Annotated in this window: 14 protein-coding genes; 11 read left to right on the top strand and 3 right to left on the bottom strand. The window is 62.0% G+C overall.

The annotated features are described in order from the left end of the window. Window positions 1-45 precede the first annotated feature (45 nt). Complete coding sequence (locus C7I87_RS20715; RefSeq protein ID WP_149905961.1) at window positions 46-483, bottom strand: MarR family winged helix-turn-helix transcriptional regulator; 438 nt, start codon at window positions 481-483, stop codon at window positions 46-48. 434 nt (window positions 484-917) lie between these two features. Here C7I87_RS20715 and secE point away from each other — a divergent pair, with 434 nt between their 5' ends. The 8 genes from secE (at window position 918) to rpoC (ending at window position 13,056) form a co-directional block, all read left to right on the top strand. Next, window positions 918-1,121, top strand: a complete 204-nt coding sequence (gene secE, locus C7I87_RS20710; RefSeq protein WP_013531408.1) for a preprotein translocase subunit SecE — start codon at window positions 918-920, stop codon at window positions 1,119-1,121. 28 nt (window positions 1,122-1,149) lie between these two features. After that, window positions 1,150-1,677, top strand: a complete 528-nt coding sequence (gene nusG, locus C7I87_RS20705; RefSeq protein WP_015317996.1) for a transcription termination/antitermination protein NusG — start codon at window positions 1,150-1,152, stop codon at window positions 1,675-1,677. A 174-nt stretch (window positions 1,678-1,851) separates the two neighbouring features. Continuing rightward, entirely contained in the window at window positions 1,852-2,280 is a 429-nt protein-coding gene (gene rplK, locus C7I87_RS20700; RefSeq protein ID WP_010909262.1) for a 50S ribosomal protein L11, read from the top strand. Between the two features lie 4 nt (window positions 2,281-2,284). Next, window positions 2,285-2,983 (top strand): 50S ribosomal protein L1, encoded by a 699-nt coding sequence (gene rplA / locus C7I87_RS20695; protein ID WP_027044965.1) that lies wholly within the window; start codon window positions 2,285-2,287, stop codon window positions 2,981-2,983. A gap of 392 nt (window positions 2,984-3,375) precedes the next feature. After that, the gene (gene rplJ / locus C7I87_RS20690; RefSeq protein WP_027146631.1) at window positions 3,376-3,894 is read left to right on the top strand and encodes a 50S ribosomal protein L10; all 519 of its coding nucleotides are present in this window, start codon (window positions 3,376-3,378) and stop codon (window positions 3,892-3,894) included. 54 nt (window positions 3,895-3,948) lie between these two features. After that, window positions 3,949-4,326 carry a 50S ribosomal protein L7/L12 gene (gene rplL, locus C7I87_RS20685; protein WP_015317993.1) on the top strand — a complete coding sequence of 126 codons (378 nt, stop codon included), beginning with the start codon at window positions 3,949-3,951 and terminating at the stop codon, window positions 4,324-4,326. Window positions 4,327-4,592: 266 nt separating this feature from the next. Then, on the top strand, window positions 4,593-8,729 hold the full coding sequence (rpoB, locus tag C7I87_RS20680; RefSeq protein ID WP_149905960.1) for a DNA-directed RNA polymerase subunit beta: 4,137 nt from the start codon (window positions 4,593-4,595) through the stop codon (window positions 8,727-8,729). 130 nt (window positions 8,730-8,859) lie between these two features. Next, window positions 8,860-13,056 (top strand): DNA-directed RNA polymerase subunit beta', encoded by a 4,197-nt coding sequence (gene rpoC, locus C7I87_RS20675; protein WP_149905959.1) that lies wholly within the window; start codon window positions 8,860-8,862, stop codon window positions 13,054-13,056. A gap of 354 nt (window positions 13,057-13,410) precedes the next feature. Here the strand turns inward: rpoC and C7I87_RS20665 are convergent, their stop codons facing one another. Together C7I87_RS20665 and C7I87_RS20660 are read right to left on the bottom strand one after the other, a co-directional pair. Beyond that, entirely contained in the window at window positions 13,411-14,334 is a 924-nt protein-coding gene (locus C7I87_RS20665) for a Gfo/Idh/MocA family protein (RefSeq protein ID WP_188393919.1), read from the bottom strand. A 145-nt stretch (window positions 14,335-14,479) separates the two neighbouring features. Continuing rightward, window positions 14,480-14,761 carry a transcriptional regulator gene (locus C7I87_RS20660; protein WP_127277968.1) on the bottom strand — a complete coding sequence of 94 codons (282 nt, stop codon included), beginning with the start codon at window positions 14,759-14,761 and terminating at the stop codon, window positions 14,480-14,482. A 483-nt stretch (window positions 14,762-15,244) separates the two neighbouring features. Here C7I87_RS20660 and rpsL point away from each other — a divergent pair, with 483 nt between their 5' ends. From rpsL to fusA, 3 genes are read left to right on the top strand one after another with little or no spacing between them, the layout of a single operon-like run. Further along, a complete protein-coding gene (rpsL, locus tag C7I87_RS20655) occupies window positions 15,245-15,616 on the top strand; it encodes a 30S ribosomal protein S12 (protein ID WP_006333356.1) in 372 nt (123 codons plus the stop codon). A 60-nt stretch (window positions 15,617-15,676) separates the two neighbouring features. Continuing rightward, the gene (gene rpsG, locus C7I87_RS20650) at window positions 15,677-16,147 is read left to right on the top strand and encodes a 30S ribosomal protein S7 (RefSeq protein WP_008875664.1); all 471 of its coding nucleotides are present in this window, start codon (window positions 15,677-15,679) and stop codon (window positions 16,145-16,147) included. A gap of 29 nt (window positions 16,148-16,176) precedes the next feature. Beyond that, window positions 16,177-18,267, top strand: a complete 2,091-nt coding sequence (fusA, locus tag C7I87_RS20645; protein WP_127869367.1) for an elongation factor G — start codon at window positions 16,177-16,179, stop codon at window positions 18,265-18,267. Window positions 18,268-18,368 lie beyond the last annotated feature (101 nt).

The raw sequence follows: 18,368 nt of genomic DNA, 5'->3' as shown, positions 1-18,368 counted from the left end.
GAGGAAAGGCAGCAGGCCTGTTATTATGATAGTACGAAATTCGTACTATTCAACGTTCGTATCTGCGATTTTCTCGGTAAGCCGGATCAATTCCTGTTGTTCACTGGCATTGAGTGCCCTGAGCATTGCTATGCAGGCGTTGCGGTAACCGGCTTTTTGATCGCCGACCACCTCCACGCCCTTCGCCGTGGCGGTGAGGGCTACCGTCCTGCGGTTCTCTTCCGGCCGGCGGCGCTCGATCAGTCCCTTGCGTACAAGCCTGTCCGTGGCCGAGGACATGGTTGTCGGCGCGACGTCGAGATAGCGGGCGACGTCCGCCGCACCGCACCCGGCATTATCGCAGATGAAGACCAATGTCTGAGCGTCTAGTGCGTTAAGCGCGTTCTCCGCTGCCGCGGCGGCTTCGGCTACCTTGAACCGGCGCGTGAAGCGCTCGAAGGCGGTGGTAAGGTGCTCAACCTGTTCTTGCGTCGGCTCGGTCATCGTCCCAAGAAAGCATGTCTCAGGCATGGATGCCAAGTTATCCGCCGCCATACCGCCGTACGCGCTTTCATACGCGAACTGGATCGAGGTGGAGAATGGAGGATTGCGGTTGCCATTTGAAAATCGGCGACCCGCTTGCCATATTAGCCCAATTGGGGCATAAGGACGCCATAGCCGGGACGGAACGACTGGATGGTTCCGAGGCGGCGTTTGGTCATAAAGCGGACACTTGCCACTTGCGTGGATCAAGAATCGGTTTTATGTAGACGAGACAGACACGCGACGCGTGAAGCTGGGAAGCCGGCTTTACGCGTCTGATTTGCATGGGCGAAATGATTGCGCTGATTCGGCGCGAGATTGAGCTCAGGCGGCACGTCCCGGTCAGCGGGATCATCCAGGGGACCCGGCCAACGGGTCTTGAAGACAGGCGGCATATGGCTTCGAAAACCACAAATCCTTTCGTCTTTCTCCAGCAGGTGCGCGCGGAGACAGCCAAGGTGACTTGGCCGTCGCGCCGCGAGACGATGATCTCGACGGTCATGGTCCTGGCTTTTGCTGTGATCGCGATGATCTTCTTCTTCACCGCCGATCAGCTCATGGGCCTCGCGGTCGAGCAGATTCTGGGCATTGGACGCTAAGTCCGGCGATTACGGAGAAGTCGTAAAAATGGCTACGCGCTGGTACATCGTCCACGCTTATTCGAACTTCGAGAAGAAGGTCGCCGAGGACATCGAGAACAAGGCCAAGCAGAAGGGCTTGTCTGCCGATATCGAGCAGATCGTGGTGCCGACCGAGAAGGTGGTCGAGGTTCGTCGCGGCCGCAAGGTCGACGCCGAGCGCAAGTTCTTCCCGGGCTATGTGCTCTTGAAGGCCAACCTGACCGACGCCGTGTTCTCGCTGGTCAAGAACACGCCGAAGGTCACCGGTTTCCTCGGAGACTCCAAGCCGGTGCCGATCACCGAGGCGGAAGCGCAGCGCATCCTGAACCAGGTGCAGGAAGGCGTCGAGCGGCCGAAGCCGTCGGTCACTTTCGAAATCGGCGAGGCGATCCGCGTTTCGGATGGTCCCTTCGCGTCCTTCAACGGTTTCGTCCAGGAAGTGGACGAGGAGCGGGCGCGGCTCAAGGTGGAAGTTTCGATCTTCGGGCGCGCTGTGCCTGTCGATCTGGAATTCGGACAGGTCGAAAAGGGCTGATCCGAAATCCCTGATGCCGGTCTGGCGATCAGGGGAGGCGGTGCGGCAGCGCGCAGCCCTATGAACGGTGGGAGGCGAAGGCGGCTTTAGCCGGCCGCAAGAACCGCACCACCAGACTGCAACCGCCGGTGTTTCCCATATCTGGGCCCGGCATAGACAAAGGCAGGAAAAGAGATGGCTAAGAAAATTGCAGGCCAGCTCAAGCTCCAGGTCTCCGCGGGATCGGCTACGCCGTCGCCCCCGATCGGCCCGGCGCTTGGTCAGCGTGGCATCAACATCATGGAGTTCTGCAAGGCGTTCAACGCGCAGACCCAGGAAATGGAAAAGGGATCGCCGGTTCCGGTCGTCATCACCTATTACCAGGACAAGTCGTTCACCTTCGTCATGAAGACGCCGCCGGTGAGCTACTTCCTGAAGAAGGCCGCGAACCTGAAGTCGGGCTCGAAGGAGCCGGGCAAGGTCAAGGCTGGTACCGTTTCGCGCGACAAGGTTCGCGAAATCGCGACGGCCAAGATGAAGGATCTGAACGCGAACGACGTCGAAGCGGCCATGCGTATGGTCGAGGGCTCGGCCCGCTCGATGGGTCTGGAAGTGGTGGGCTGAGATCATGGCAAAGATTGCAAAGCGTGTATCGAAGACTCGTGAAGGCATCGATCCCAACAAGGCCTATGCGCTCGGTGATGCGCTGAAGCTGCTCAAGGATCGTTCCTCGGTCAAGTTCGACGAGACCGTCGAAGTCGCCATGAACCTCGGCGTCGACCCGCGTCATGCCGACCAGATGGTCCGCGGCGTGGTCAATCTGCCGAACGGCACCGGCCGCTCGGTCCGTGTCGCCGTGTTCGCCCGTGGCGACAAGGCTGAAGAGGCCAAGGCCGCCGGCGCCGACATCGTCGGTGCCGAGGATCTGGTCGACATCGTCCAGAAGGGCACGATCGATTTCGATCGCTGCATCGCCACGCCGGACATGATGCCGCTCGTCGGCCGTCTCGGCAAGGTGCTCGGCCCGCGCGGAATGATGCCGAACCCGAAGGTCGGCACCGTCACCACCGACGTCGCCGCGGCGGTTAAGGCATCGAAGGGCGGTGCGGTCGAGTTCCGCGTCGAGAAGGCCGGCATCGTTCATGCCGGCGTCGGCAAGGTCTCGTTCGACGTCAAGGCGCTGGAAGAGAACATCCGTGCCTTCGCCGATGCGGTGACCAAGGCAAAGCCGGCTGGCGCCAAGGGCAACTACGTCAAGAAGGTGTCTGTCACCTCGACGATGGGCCCAGGCCTCAAGCTCGACGTCTCGACGCTCGCCGCGTCCTGATTAGACCATTTTGGATCGGCCTCTCGAAGGCTGATCCGTGACTGAATTCCGGGCCTCGGATTTATCCTGGGCCCGGTACCGGAAGCCGGAAGGCTTCCGGACATCCTGTCCGAGATTGCGGGCGGCCCGAGTCTTGATTCAAGAGGAGGGCCTTAATTCATGTGGGCCTGCATGAGACGGGTGAAAACCGGACAACGGAGCAACAAGCTCCAATGAAAGGTTCGAACCGTGTTTGCCTTTTGTCTGCGCATCGCCGGCTTGGCCGTCGATGTGGCGAAAGGGGGCAGGATCCTCGAGCGTCGTTCGGGAGATCCGTTACTGGATGGCCCGGCCGGCAAAAGGCAACCCGACGCCTGTCCTCGTATTGGGCAGGGGTCAACTGGAGATAGGCAGTGGACAGAGCGGAAAAACGCGAACTCGTCACGGGCCTGAATGATGCGTTCTCGGGCGCAGGTTCAGTCGTCGTGGCCCACTATGCCGGTATCACCGTCGCGCAAATGAACGACCTTCGGTCGAAAATGCGCGCCGCCGGTGGCACCGTTAAAGTCGCGAAGAACCGTCTCGCCAAAATCGCTCTTCAGGGCACGGACTCCGCATCGATCATCGACCTGTTCAAGGGACAGACGCTGATCGCCTATTCGGAGGATCCGATTGCGGCGCCGAAGGTCGCGTCCGATTTCGCCAAGGGGAATGACAAGCTCGTCATTCTCGGTGGCGCAATGGGCACCACCTCGCTCAACGCCGACGGTGTGAAGGCACTCGCCACACTTCCGTCGCTCGATGAGCTGCGCGCCAGGCTGGTTGGCATGATCGCCACGCCGGCAACCCGGATCGCCCAGATCGTCAATGCGCCAGCGGCCTCGGTCGCGCGCGTCATCGGCGCTTACGCCCGGAAGGACGAGGCGGCATGAGGCCGTTCCTCGCTATCAAAAACACACGTTCGAACCTAACGAAGGAATACAACAATGGCTGATCTCGCAAAGATCGTAGACGACCTTTCGAAGCTGACCGTCCTCGAGGCGGCCGAGCTGTCGAAGCTTCTGGAAGAAAAGTGGGGCGTTTCGGCTGCTGCTCCGGTGGCGGTTGCCGCTGCTGGCGGCGCTGCCGCTGCTGCTGCCCCTGTCGAGGAAAAGACGGAATTCGACGTCGTCCTCACCGAGGCAGGCGCTCAGAAGATCAACGTCATCAAGGAAGTCCGCGCCATCACCGGTCTTGGCCTCAAGGAAGCCAAGGACCTGGTCGAAGCGGCTCCGAAGCCGGTCAAGGAAGGCGTTTCCAAGGCCGACGCTGACAAGTTCAAGGCCCAGCTGGAAGCAGCCGGTGCCAAGGTCGACCTGAAGTAACCGTAAAAAGCGGCGGGCGGCCTCGCGCCGTCCGCCACTCTCTTGGGTGACCAGGGGAGGCTGCGTGACGCGAGATGTACGAAAACCTCTTTCCTGAGGGCCGTAAGCCGGCCTTCAGGAAACGGGTTTTCTCCCGTTTTAGCCGGTAGCCGCCAAGCAATTGGAAAGGCGGCCGGAGAACAGACAGAGAGCCGCTGCCCAGGTGGCTCAGTATGCAAGACGAACCGCGGCGAGGTTCGTCCCGAGTTTAGAGCTAAGGAGCGACGATGGCCCAGACCCAGACTTTCAATGGCCGCAGACGCGTACGCAAATTCTTCGGAAAGATCCCGGAAGTTGCGGAGATGCCGAACCTTATCGAGGTTCAGAAGGCATCCTATGACCAGTTCCTGATGGTGGACGAGCCCAAGGGCGGACGTCCCGACGAAGGGCTGCAGGCTGTTTTCAAGTCGGTCTTCCCGATCTCCGATTTTTCCGGCTCCTCCATGCTGGAGTTCGTGAAGTACGAGTTCGAAGGACCGAAATTCGACGTTGACGAATGCCGTCAGCGCGACCTGACCTATGCCGCGCCGCTGAAGGTGACGCTGCGCCTCATCGTGTTCGACATCGACGAGGATACCGGCGCCAAGTCGATCAAGGACATCAAGGAGCAGGACGTCTACATGGGCGACATGCCGCTCATGACGCTCAACGGCACCTTCATCGTCAACGGCACCGAGCGCGTCATCGTCTCGCAGATGCACCGCTCGCCGGGCGTCTTCTTCGACCATGACAAGGGCAAGTCGCACTCGTCGGGCAAGCTTTTGTTCGCCGCCCGCGTCATCCCCTACCGAGGCTCGTGGCTCGACATCGAGTTCGATTCCAAGGACGTCGTGCACGCCCGCATCGACCGCCGCCGCAAGATCCCCGTCACGTCGCTGCTGATGGCGCTCGGCATGGACGGCGAGGAGATCCTGTCGACCTTCTACAACAAGATCACCTACAAGCGCGCCGGCGACCATTGGCGCATTCCGTTCAACGTCGAGCGTTTCCGCGGCCTCAAGGCCGTCGGCGACCTGGTCGACGCCGACACCGGCGAGATCGTCGTCGAGGCTGGCAAGAAGATCACCGCCCGCCAGGCGCGTCAGCTCGGCGAGAAGGGTCTCAAGGCGATCAAGGCGACCGACGAGGATCTGCTCGGCAACTACCTGGCCGAGGACATCGTCAACTACGCCACCGGCGAGATTTTCCTCGAGGCCGGCGACGAGATCGACGAAAAGACGCTCAAGGTGCTGCTCGGCACCGGCGAGCAGGAGATCCAGGTCCTCGACATCGACCATGTCAATGTCGGCGCCTATATCCGCAACACGCTCGCCGTCGACAAGAACGAGAGCCGCCAGGACGCGCTGTTCGACATCTACCGTGTCATGCGCCCGGGCGAGCCGCCGACGCTCGAGACCGCCGAAGCCATGTTCAACTCGCTGTTCTTCGACAGCGAGCGCTACGACCTGTCCGCCGTCGGCCGCGTCAAGATGAACATGCGCCTCGAGCTCAAGGCCGAGGACACCGTGCGCGTGCTTCGCAAGGACGACATCCTGGCCGTGGTCAGGACGCTGGTCGAACTGCGTGATGGCAAGGGCGAGATCGACGACATCGACAATCTCGGCAATCGCCGCGTGCGTTCGGTCGGCGAGCTGATGGAGAACCAGTACCGCGTCGGCCTGCTTCGCATGGAGCGCGCGATCAAGGAACGCATGTCCTCGATCGAGATCGACACGGTCATGCCGCAGGACCTGATCAACGCCAAGCCGGCGGCCGCCGCCGTGCGCGAGTTCTTCGGCTCCTCGCAGCTGTCGCAGTTCATGGATCAGACCAATCCGCTGTCGGAGATCACCCACAAGCGTCGTCTCTCGGCGCTTGGACCGGGCGGTCTGACCCGCGAGCGTGCCGGCTTCGAAGTGCGCGACGTGCACCCGACGCATTACGGCCGCATCTGCCCGATCGAGACGCCGGAAGGCCCGAATATCGGTCTGATCAACTCGCTGGCGACCTTCGCGCGCGTCAACAAGTACGGCTTCATCGAAAGCCCGTACCGCAAGATCGTCGACGGCAAGCTGACTAATGACGTCGTCTATCTCTCGGCGATGGAAGAGGCCAAGCACCATGTCGCGCAGGCCAACGCCGAGCTCGACAAGAACGGCGGTTTCGTCGACGAGTTCGTCATTTGCCGCAGCGCCGGCGAAGTGATGATGGCGCCGCGCGAAAACGTCGATCTGATGGACGTGTCGCCCAAGCAGATGGTGTCTGTTGCCGCGGCACTCATTCCGTTCCTCGAGAACGACGACGCCAACCGCGCTCTGATGGGCTCGAACATGCAGCGTCAGGCCGTGCCGCTGGTGCGCGCCGAGGCGCCGTTCGTCGGCACCGGCATGGAGCCGATCGTCGCCCGTGACTCGGGCGCCGCCATCGGCGCCCGCCGCGGCGGCATCGTCGACCAGGTGGACGCGACGCGTATCGTTATCCGCGCCACGGAAGATCTCGACCCGGGCAAGTCCGGCGTCGACATCTACCGGCTGATGAAGTTCCAGCGTTCGAACCAGAACACCTGCATCAACCAGCGTCCGCTGGTGCGCATGGGTGACCGGGTCAACAAGGGCGACATCATCGCCGACGGTCCGTCGACCGAGCTCGGTGATCTGGCGCTCGGCCGCAACGTGCTGGTCGCGTTCATGCCGTGGAACGGCTACAACTACGAGGACTCCATCCTCCTGTCCGAGCGCATCGTCGCCGACGACGTCTTCACCTCGATCCACATCGAGGAGTTCGAGGTCATGGCGCGCGATACCAAGCTCGGTCCGGAGGAAATCACGCGCGATATTCCCAATGTCTCGGAAGAAGCGCTGAAGAACCTCGACGAAGCCGGCATCGTCTATATCGGTGCGGAAGTGCAGCCGGGCGACATCCTGGTCGGCAAGATCACGCCGAAGGGCGAAAGCCCGATGACGCCGGAAGAAAAGCTTCTGCGCGCCATCTTCGGCGAAAAGGCTTCCGACGTGCGCGACACGTCGATGCGCATGCCTCCTGGAACCTTCGGCACCGTCGTCGAGGTGCGCGTGTTCAACCGCCACGGTGTGGAGAAGGACGAGCGCGCCATGGCGATCGAGCGCGAGGAGATCGAACGCCTCGCCAAGGACCGTGACGACGAGCAGGCGATCCTGGACCGCAACGTCTATGCGCGTCTTTCCGACGTTCTCGTCGGCAAGGAGGCGATCGCTGGACCGAAGGGCTTCAAGAAGGGCTCGACGCTGTCCAAGGACACGCTCGACGAGTATCCGCGTTCGCAGTGGTGGCAGTTTGCGGTGGAGAACGAAAAGCTCCAGAGCGAACTGGAAGCCCTGCGCGGCCAGTACGACGATTCCAAGAAGGCGCTCGAACAGCGCTTCATGGACAAGGTCGAGAAGGTGCAGCGCGGCGACGAAATGCCTCCGGGCGTCATGAAGATGGTCAAGGTCTTCGTGGCGGTGAAGCGCAAGATGCAGCCCGGCGACAAGATGGCCGGCCGTCACGGCAACAAGGGTGTCGTGTCGCGCATCGTTCCAGTCGAGGATATGCCTTTCCTCGAGGACGGCACGCATGCCGATATCGTGCTCAACCCGCTGGGTGTGCCGAGCCGCATGAATGTCGGCCAGATCCTGGAAACGCATCTGGGCTGGGCTTGTGCCGGGATGGGCAGGAAGATCGGCGAGATGATCGACGCCTACAAGTCGGCTGGCGACATCAAGCCGCTGCGCAAGACGTTGGAAAGCTTCATGCCGGCCAACGACCGCAACGAGCCGGTCCGCGACTATGACGACGAGAGCATTGTTCGCCTCAGCGAGCAGATGCGCCGCGGCGTCTCCATCGCGACCCCGGTGTTCGACGGCGCGCACGAGGCTGATATCAACATCATGCTGGAGCAGGCGGGCCTGCATACCAGTGGTCAGTCGCAGCTCTACGACGGACGCACCGGCGAGCCGTTCGATCGCAAGGTGACGATGGGCTATATCTACATGCTCAAGCTTCACCACCTCGTGGACGACAAGATCCACGCGCGTTCGATCGGTCCGTACTCGCTCGTCACCCAGCAGCCGCTGGGCGGCAAGGCGCAGTTCGGTGGCCAGCGCTTCGGTGAAATGGAGGTCTGGGCGCTGGAAGCCTACGGCGCCGCCTACACGCTGCAGGAAATGCTGACGGTGAAGTCGGACGACGTCGCCGGCCGCACCAAGGTCTACGAGGCGATCGTGCGAGGCGACGACACGTTCGAAGCCGGCATTCCCGAGAGCTTCAACGTGCTCGTCAAGGAAATGCGGTCGCTTGGCCTCAATGTCGAGCTGGAAAACACCAAGCTCGACGAAGCTCCGGTTCGATTGCCGGACGCAGCAGAGTAAAGGCTATGGCGCGTCGCGGAATGCCGCGGCGCGTCCACGAAATTCTACGGCCGGTGGGCCGACCACTCAGCGGGCATTCGGCCCGCGTTAGATGCAAGGGGTTTTCGAGGACCCCGAAAAGGAGAACGGCATGAACCAAGAGGTCATGAATCTCTTCAATCCGCAGGCGCCTGCGCAGGTGTTCGATTCCATCCGGATTTCGCTTGCCAGCCCTGAGAAGATTCTGTCCTGGTCGTTCGGCGAGATCAAGAAGCCGGAGACCATCAACTACCGCACCTTCAAGCCGGAGCGCGACGGCCTGTTCTGCGCGCGCATTTTTGGCCCGATCAAGGACTACGAATGCCTGTGCGGCAAGTACAAGCGCATGAAGTACAAGGGCGTCATCTGTGAGAAGTGCGGCGTCGAAGTCACGCTGTCGCGCGTCCGCCGCGAGCGCATGGGCCATATCGAGCTGGCTGCACCCGTCGCCCATATCTGGTTCCTGAAGTCGCTGCCCTCGCGCATCGGCACGCTGCTCGACATGACGCTGAAGGACATCGAGCGCGTCCTCTACTTCGAGAACTACATCGTCACCGAGCCTGGCCTCACCGCGCTGAAGGAGCACCAGCTGCTCAGCGAGGAAGAGTACATGATCGCGGTCGACGAATATGGCGAGGATAGTTTCACCGCCATGATCGGCGCCGAGGCCATTCATGACCTTCTGGCCGGCATGGATCTGGAGAAGATCGCCGGCGACCTGCGTTCGGAACTGGCTTCGACCACGTCCGAGCTGAAGCAGAAGAAGTATCTGAAGCGGCTCAAGGTCGTCGAGAACTTCATGGAGTCCGGCAACCGTCCGGAATGGATGATCATGAAGGTTGTTCCGGTGATCCCGCCGGACCTGCGTCCGCTGGTTCCCCTGGATGGTGGACGCTTCGCAACGTCGGACCTGAACGATCTCTATCGCCGCGTCATCAACCGTAACAACCGCCTGAAGCGGCTGATCGAGCTGCGCGCCCCCGGCATCATCGTGCGCAATGAAAAGCGCATGCTGCAGGAAGCCGTCGATGCGTTGTTCGACAACGGCCGTCGCGGCCGTGTCATCACCGGCGCCAACAAGCGTCCGCTGAAGTCGCTGTCCGACATGCTCAAGGGCAAGCAGGGCCGGTTCCGTCAGAACCTGCTCGGCAAGCGCGTCGACTATTCCGGCCGCTCGGTCATCGTCACCGGTCCGGAGCTCAAGCTGCACCAGTGCGGCCTGCCGAAGAAGATGGCGCTCGAACTGTTCAAGCCCTTCATCTACGCCCGCCTCGACGCCAAGGGTTATTCCTCGACCGTCAAGCAGGCGAAGAAGCTGGTCGAGAAGGAGCGTCCGGAAGTCTGGGATATCCTCGACGAGGTCATCCGCGAGCATCCGGTTCTCTTGAACCGCGCGCCGACGCTGCACCGCCTCGGCATCCAGGCGTTCGAGCCGATCCTGATCGAAGGCAAGGCGATCCAGCTTCACCCGCTGGTCTGCACGGCCTTCAACGCCGACTTCGACGGCGACCAGATGGCCGTTCACGTGCCGCTGTCGCTGGAAGCGCAGTTGGAAGCCCGCGTGCTGATGATGTCGACCAACAACATCCTGCATCCGGCCTCCGGCGCGCCGATCATCGTGCCGTCGCAGGACATGGTTCTGGGTCTCTACTACCTGTCGATCGTCAACCAGAACGAGCCGGGCGAGGGCATGGTGTTTGCCGACATGGGCGAGCTCCAGCACGCGCTCGAGACCAAGGCCGTGACCCTGCACGCCAAGATCAAGGGTCGCTTCCGCACGGTCGATGCCGAAGGCAAGGTCGTGTCGAAGATCTACGACACCACGCCTGGCCGCATGATCATCGGCGAGCTTCTGCCGAAGAACGTCAACGTGCCCTACGAGACCGCCAACCAGGAGATGACCAAGAAGAACATCTCCAAGATGATCGACACCGTCTACCGCCACTGCGGTCAGAAGGAGACGGTCATTTTCTGCGATCGCATCATGGCACTCGGCTTTGCTCATGCGTGCCGTGCCGGCATCTCGTTCGGCAAGGACGACATGCTGATCCCGGACACCAAGATCAAGCTGGTGTCGGACACCGAGGCTTTGGCCAAGGAATACGAGCAGCAGTACAATGACGGCCTGATCACGCAGGGCGAGAAGTACAACAAGGTTGTCGACGCCTGGGCCAAGTGCTCGGAAAAGGTCGCCGACGAAATGATGGCCCGCATCAAGGCGGTCGAGTTCGAGGACAATGGCCGTCAGAAGCCGATGAACTCGATCTACATGATGTCGCACTCCGGTGCGCGTGGCTCGCCCACCCAGATGCGCCAGCTCGCCGGCATGCGTGGCCTGATGGCCAAGCCGTCGGGTGAAATCATCGAGACGCCGATCATCTCGAACTTCAAGGAAGGCCTGACCGTGCTCGAGTACTTCAACTCGACCCACGGCGCCCGCAAGGGTCTGGCTGATACCGCCTTGAAGACGGCGAACTCGGGTTACCTCACCCGTCGTCTGGTCGACGTGGCGCAGGACTGCATCGTCAACTCCGTGGATTGCGGCACCGACAAGGGCCTCACCATGCAGCCGATCGTCGATGCTGGTCAGGTCGTCGCTTCGGTCGGCCAGCGCGTGCTGGGCCGCACATCGCTCGACGACATCACCCATCCGGTGTCGGGCGAGGTTCTGGTCAAGGCAGGAACGCTGATGGACGAGCGTGACGTGGAACAGATCGAAAAGGCCGGCGTACAGTCGGTCCGCATCCGCTCGGCCCTGACCTGCGAAGTCAGGATCGGCGTCTGCGCGGTCTGCTACGGACGCGATCTGGCCCGCGGCACCCCTGTCAACCAGGGCGAAGCCGTCGGCGTCATCGCGGCGCAGTCGATCGGCGAGCCGGGCACGCAGCTCACCATGCGCACCTTCCACATGGGCGGTACCGCGCAGGTGGTGGATAGCTCGTTCCTTGAAGCCTCCTATGAGGGCAAGGTCGAGATCCGCAACCGCAACGTGGTGCGCAACTCGGACGGCCAGCAGATGGTCATGGGCCGCAACATGGCGGTGCTGATCCTCGACGAAGCCGGCAAGGAGCGTGCGACGCACCGCGTCACCTATGGTTCGCGTATCTTCGTGGATGATGGCGACAAGGTGAAGCGCGGTCAGCGTATCGCCGAGTGGGATCCCTATACCCGTCCTGTCCTCACTGAAATTGAGGGCAAGGTGTCGTATGAGGATCTGGTCGACGGCATTTCCGTTCAGGAAACGGCCGACGAGTCGACCGGCATCACCAAGCGTGAGGTCATCGACTGGCGTTCGACGCCGCGCGGCAACGACCTCAAGCCTGCGATTGCCATCCTGGACACCAAGGGCAAGGTCGGCAAGCTGTCGAAGGGTGGCGATGCCCGCTTCCTGCTCTCGGTCGAGGCCATTCTCTCGGTCGAGCCGGGTGCCCAGGTTCGCCCCGGCGACGTGCTGGCGCGTATCCCGATGGAAAGCGCCAAGACCAAGGACATCACCGGCGGTCTGCCGCGTGTTGCCGAACTGTTCGAGGCACGTCGTCCGAAAGATCACGCCATCATCGCCGAGATCGATGGCACGATCCGCTTCGGCCGCGACTACAAGAACAAGCGTCGCATCATCATCGAGCCGCACGACTCGACGCTCGAGCCGGTCGAATACCTGATCCCGAAGGGCAAGCCGTTCCATCTCCAGGACGGCGACGTCATCGAGAAGGGCGACTACATCCTCGACGGCAATCCGGCGCCGCACGACATCCTGGCGATCAAGGGCGTGGAGGCGCTTGCGTCCTACCTCGTCAACGAGATCCAGGAAGTCTACCGTCTGCAGGGCGTGTCGATCAACGACAAGCACATCGAGGTGATCGTTCGCCAGATGCTGCAGAAGGTCGAGATCACCACGCAGGGCGATTCGACCTACATCCCGGGCGACCACGTCGACGTGATCGAACTGGAAGAGGTCAACGAGCGCCTGGTCGAGGACGGCAAGAAGCCGGCCGAAGGCCAGCCGGTGCTCTTGGGCATCACCAAGGCCTCGCTGCAGACGCCGTCCTTCATCTCGGCCGCCTCCTTCCAGGAGACGACCAGGGTGCTGACGGAGGCTGCGGTTGCCGGCAAGACCGACATGCTGCAGGGCTTGAAGGAAAACGTCATCGTCGGCCGGCTGATCCCGGCCGGTACCGGCGGCACGATGAGCCAGATCCGGCGCATCGCCACCTCGCGCGACGAACTCATCATTGACGAGCGCCGCAAGGCCTCGGGTGTGGAAGTCGCCGAACCGATGCTGGCGGATATGACAACCGCCGCGCAGTAGGCGCGGCGGGCAAAATCTCAGGCAACAGAAGCCGTCGGGGCAACCCGGCGGCTTCTTCGTTTCAACGATCAGGGGAAGGTAGATGAGCACGAAGACCTGGACGGCTGTCGACAACTACATCGTTTCCTCGCTCTTCGAGCCGGATCCCGTTCTCGACGCGGTTCTGGCGGCCAACCGGGACCAAGGCCTGCCGGCGATCGACGTCTCGGCGGCGCAAGGAAAGCTGCTGCGGCGTTTTCCTTCATCGGCGGCGACAAACGTCTGGACGGCACAGCCATCCAGACCGTGGGCGCCAAGGGCTATGACGGCTTTGCCATCGCGATCGTCGACTGAGGCCAGCGCGCCCGGCGACCCTCAGTCGAAAAACGCCTCGACCACATTGCGCTTGCCCAGCATGAACGCGTCGGCGACGTGCTGGAGCGGCGCAAGGTCCACATCCGACGTTCGGGCGTGGACGATCTCGGCAAATCGCCGATAGAGCATCGGATATTCCGCTTCCGGCTCCTCGTGTACGACACGGCCGTCGACGGCGAGCTTCGAGCCCCCACCCGAGAGCACCATCTTGCCAGCATCCGTGTCCGCGAGAATGTCCCAGCTTTGCGGTCCGGTCTGCAACCAGTCGAGATCCATGGTCACATCGGATCCGTTCGCGGCGCGGAAGGCGACCTGGGCCGCGATCGGCGCGTCGCGATTCTCGGGAAAGTCGAGGACGGCCGAGGTGATGTACATGGCCGGCAAGATGTAGGTTGCGATCGACAGCGCGTTGATGCCGGGATCGAAGACGCCGAAGCCGCCAGGTTGCCAGATCCAGTCCTGGTTCGGATGCCAGCGGCGCACATCCTCCTTCCAGACGACCGCGGCCGATTTGATTTTGGTCGAAGCCAGGAATGTCCGCGCCGCTTCGACCGCCGGCGCGTAGCGCGAATGCCAGCTTGCGAACAAAGAGACGCCCTGTTTTGTCGCCAGTGCCTTCAGGTCCTCGACCTCGCTGACCGTGGCACCCGGCGGTTTTTCCAGGAAGACGTGCTTTCCGGCCTCGAGCGCCTTGCGCGCGGCGTCATAGCGGAACTGCGGCGGCATGCACAGCGACACCGCGTCGAGTTCCGGAACCGCGCCAAGCATCGTCTCTATGTCGGGGAAATTCGCGATGCCGTCGACCTTGCCATGCCGGCTGGCAACCGCAATCAGCTGGTAGTCCTGATCCTTGGCCAGTGCCGGAAGATGTTGGTCGCGCACGATCTTGCCGACGCCGACAATGCCGATTCTTATGGGCGAGATGGATGAGGACATGAGGCTCCGCCGGGTTTGGACGACTGCGCGTCTCTTAGCAGATCGGCCATAACGGGCAAGCGCCGCCCGTGCCAGCTATCTGAACGAATCGGCATCATGGCGCAGGGCACAGGTGAGGGGCGCCGCGCCTCGGTCAGATCGGCACGTCGAAGGTTACGATCGATACTTCGCCTTCGAGCGCGCCCTGGAAGGCCGAAAGATGCGGCTCATCGTCGGGCTCGCCCTCCATGTCGCCGATCTGGTCGAGCTCTGCCTCGGCGTAGCCTTCCGCTGCGAGCGATTCGAGCGCCCGGCGCACCGCCGAATCGTCATCGGGCGCCACCAGCATGACATGCACGCCTTCCGGCTTGCCGCCTTTCTTCTTCCACACCCGGCCGGTGATGATGGTGACCGGGCGCTCTTCATTGTCGTTCACGGGCCGATTCCTCCGCGGCGAGGGATTGTCGCTGTTCATGCGGCCTTTTCGCATGAAGCAAGGCCCTGCAACAGCCGAAAGCCATTCACTTTGCTAGAGGCTTGGCACTTTCTTCCCCGCCCTTGCAAAATGGCGAAAGAAAATTACATGCGGTTTTCGCATGGCTGCCAAGCCCGGGCTTCAACGCAATATTTGCCGCTGCGGGCTTGACGGTTCGCGGGCTTACGAGTAGAAGCCGCCCAGTCAGAACCGATGTGAGGCTCTCCCTTCCGAAGCGACACGCTTTGGAGTTTGCCTCAAACAGGGTTCGTTTTACGAGCGAAAAGACATTTCCGGCGTGCACGAAGCGGTTTCCGCTTCCTCTGCGATTTGTTCGGGCAAGACCGCGAGGCGCGGTTTGTGGCCCGAATTTGCGTACGGAAATGACGCTTTGAGCGAGCCTTGACCGGCACGAGACACGGAATTGAGAGACAAGAGGGTTTAATGCCTACCGTCAACCAGCTGATCCGCAAGCCGCGCATTGCGCCGGTGAAGCGCAACAAGGTCCCGGCCATGCAGCAGAACCCGCAAAAGCGGGGCGTCTGCACGCGCGTCTATACGACGACGCCGAAGAAGCCGAACTCGGCGCTGCGCAAGGTGGCCAAGATCCGCCTGACCAATGGTTTTGAAGTGATCGGTTACATCCCCGGCGAAGGTCACAACCTTCAGGAACACTCCGTGGTCATGATCCGCGGCGGCCGCGTCAAGGATCTTCCGGGCGTGCGCTACCACATCATCCGCGGCGTGCTCGACACGCAGGGCGTGAAGAACCGCAAGCAGCGCCGTTCGAAGTACGGTGCAAAGCGTCCGAAGTAAGATTTTCCGGCCTTGGCGCTGCTTGAATGCGCCGGGCTACGAGATTGAGAGACAAAAGCCATGTCGCGTCGTCACAGTGCAGAAAAGCGTGAGATCAACCCGGATCCCAAGTTCGGCGATCTGATCGTCACCAAGTTCATGAACGCCGTCATGTATGACGGCAAGAAGTCGGTCGCCGAGACCATCGTCTACGGCGCGCTGGACCAGGTCCAGTCGAAGACCAAGCAGGAGCCGGTCACCGTTTTCCACCAGGCGCTCGACAATGTCGCGCCGCATGTGGAAGTGCGTTCGCGTCGCGTCGGCGGCGCCACCTACCAGGTTCCGGTTGACGTTCGTCCCGAGCGCCGCCAGGCGCTGGCGATCCGTTGGCTAATCGCCGCGGCCCGCAACCGCAACGAGACCACCATGGTCGACCGTCTTTCCGGCGAGCTGATGGACGCGGCCAACAACCGCGGCACCGCCGTGAAGAAGCGTGAAGACACCCACAAGATGGCTGAAGCCAACCGCGCTTTCGCACACTACCGCTGGTAAAGCGCGAACAGGACTGAGAGGCAGCTACGATGGCCCGCGAATACAAAATCGAAGACTACCGCAATTTCGGTATCATGGCGCATATCGACGCCGGCAAGACGACGACCACCGAGCGCGTCCTCTATTACACGGGCAAGTCGCACAAGATCGGCGAAGTGCACGACGGCGCTGCCACCATGGACTGGATGGAGCAGGAGCAGGAACGCGGCATCACCATCACGTCCGCCGCGACCACGACCTTCTGGAAGGGTCGTGACGGCAAGATGCACCGCTTCAACATCATCGACACCCCCGGACACGTCGACTTCACCATCGAGGTCGAGCGCTCGCTGCGCGTGCTCGACGGCGCCATCGCGCTGCTCGATGCCAATGCCGGTGTCGAGCCGCAGACGGAAACCGTCTGGCGGCAGGCCGACAAGTACCGCGTGCCGCGCATGATCTTCTGCAACAAGATGGACAAGATCGGCGCCGACTTCTACCGCTCGGTCGAGATGATCGGCTCGCGCCTCGGTGCGCAGGCTGTCGTCATGCAGCTGCCGATCGGCGCCGAGACCGAATTCAAGGGTGTCGTCGACCTCGTCGAGATGAACGCGCTTGTCTGGCGCGACGAAACGCTCGGCGCTGCCTGGGACGTCGTCGAGATCCCGGCCGACCTCAAGGCGCGTGCCGAAGAATACCGCGAGAAGATGATCGAAGCCGCCGTCGAAATGGACGAGACGGCGCTCGAGAACTACCTCGAAGGCAAGATGCCGTCGAATGACGAGATCCGTTCGCTGATCCGCAAGGGCACGATCGCGGTCAAGTTCTACCCGATGTTCTGCGGCTCGGCCTTCAAGAACAAGGGCGTGCAGCCGCTGCTCGACGCCGTCGTCGAATACCTGCCGTCGCCGGCCGACGTCCCGGCCATCAAGGGTGTCGATGCCAAGACCGACGCCGAGATTGAGCGTCATGCGGACGACAACGAGCCGCTGTCGATGCTCGCCTTCAAGATCATGAACGATCCGTTCGTCGGTTCGCTGACCTTTGCCCGCATCTATTCGGGCAAGCTCACCAAGGGCGTCTCGGTCGACAACACCGTGAAGGGCAAGAAGGAGCGCATCGGCCGCATGCTGCAGATGCATGCGAATTCGCGCGCCGACGTCGAAGAAGCTTTCGCCGGCGACATCGTCGCTTTGGCTGGCCTCAAGGACACCACCACCGGCGACACGCTGTGCGACCCGCTGCACCCGGTCATCCTCGAGCGCATGGAATTCCCCGATCCGGTCATCCAGATCGCCATCGAGCCGAAGACCAAGAACGACCAGGAAAAGATGGGCCTCGCCCTTCACCGCCTGGCTGCCGAGGATCCGTCCTTCCGCGTCAAGACCGATGAGGAAAGCGGCCAGACCATCATCTCCGGCATGGGCGAACTTCACCTCGACATCATCGTCGACCGCATGCGTCGCGAATTCAAGGTCGAAGCCAATGTCGGCGCGCCGCAGGTGGCCTATCGCGAGACGATCACCCGCAAGCACGAGCAGGACTATACGCACAAGAAGCAGACCGGCGGTACCGGCCAGTTCGCGCGCGTCAAGGTTGTGTTCGAGCCGAATTCCGAGAGCGAGGACTTCGTGTTCGAGTCCAAGATCGTCGGCGGCGCGGTGCCGAAGGAATACATCCCGGGCGTCGAAAAGGGCATCCAGAGCGTCATGGGCGCTGGTCCGTTTGCTGGCTTCCCGATGATCGGCGTCAGGGCGACGCTCATCGACGGCGCCTACCACGACGTCGACTCTTCGGTCCTGGCGTTCGAAATCGCGTCCCGTGCGTGCTTCCGTGAAGCTGCTCCCAAGCTTGGCGTGCAACTGCTCGAGCCGATCATGAAGGTCGAGGTGGTGACGCCGGAAGACTACGTCGGCAGCGTCATCGGTGACCTGAACGGCCGTCGCGGCCAGATCCAGGGCCAGGAAGCGCGCGGCGTGGCCGTCGTCATCAACGCGATGGTGCCGCTCGCCAACATGTTCAAGTACGTCGACAACCTGCGCTCGATGAGCCAGGGCCGCGCGGCCTACACGATGCAGTTCGATCACTACGAGCCGGTCCCGACCGCGGTCGCTCAGGAAGTCCAGAAGAAATACGCGTAACTCGAAAGAGCTGCCGCGGTAACGCAATTCAAAGCCCGCATGGGCGAGCAGGAAATGGAGACATCACATGGCAAAAGGTAAATTCGAGCGCACTAAGCCTC

This window comes from Mesorhizobium sp. SARCC-RB16n (assembly GCF_008520305.1).
In the GTDB taxonomy this organism is placed as follows: domain Bacteria; phylum Pseudomonadota; class Alphaproteobacteria; order Rhizobiales; family Rhizobiaceae; genus Mesorhizobium.
Note: the sequence above shows the minus strand (reverse complement) of the source record. Positions and strands in the feature narration are given on the sequence as shown.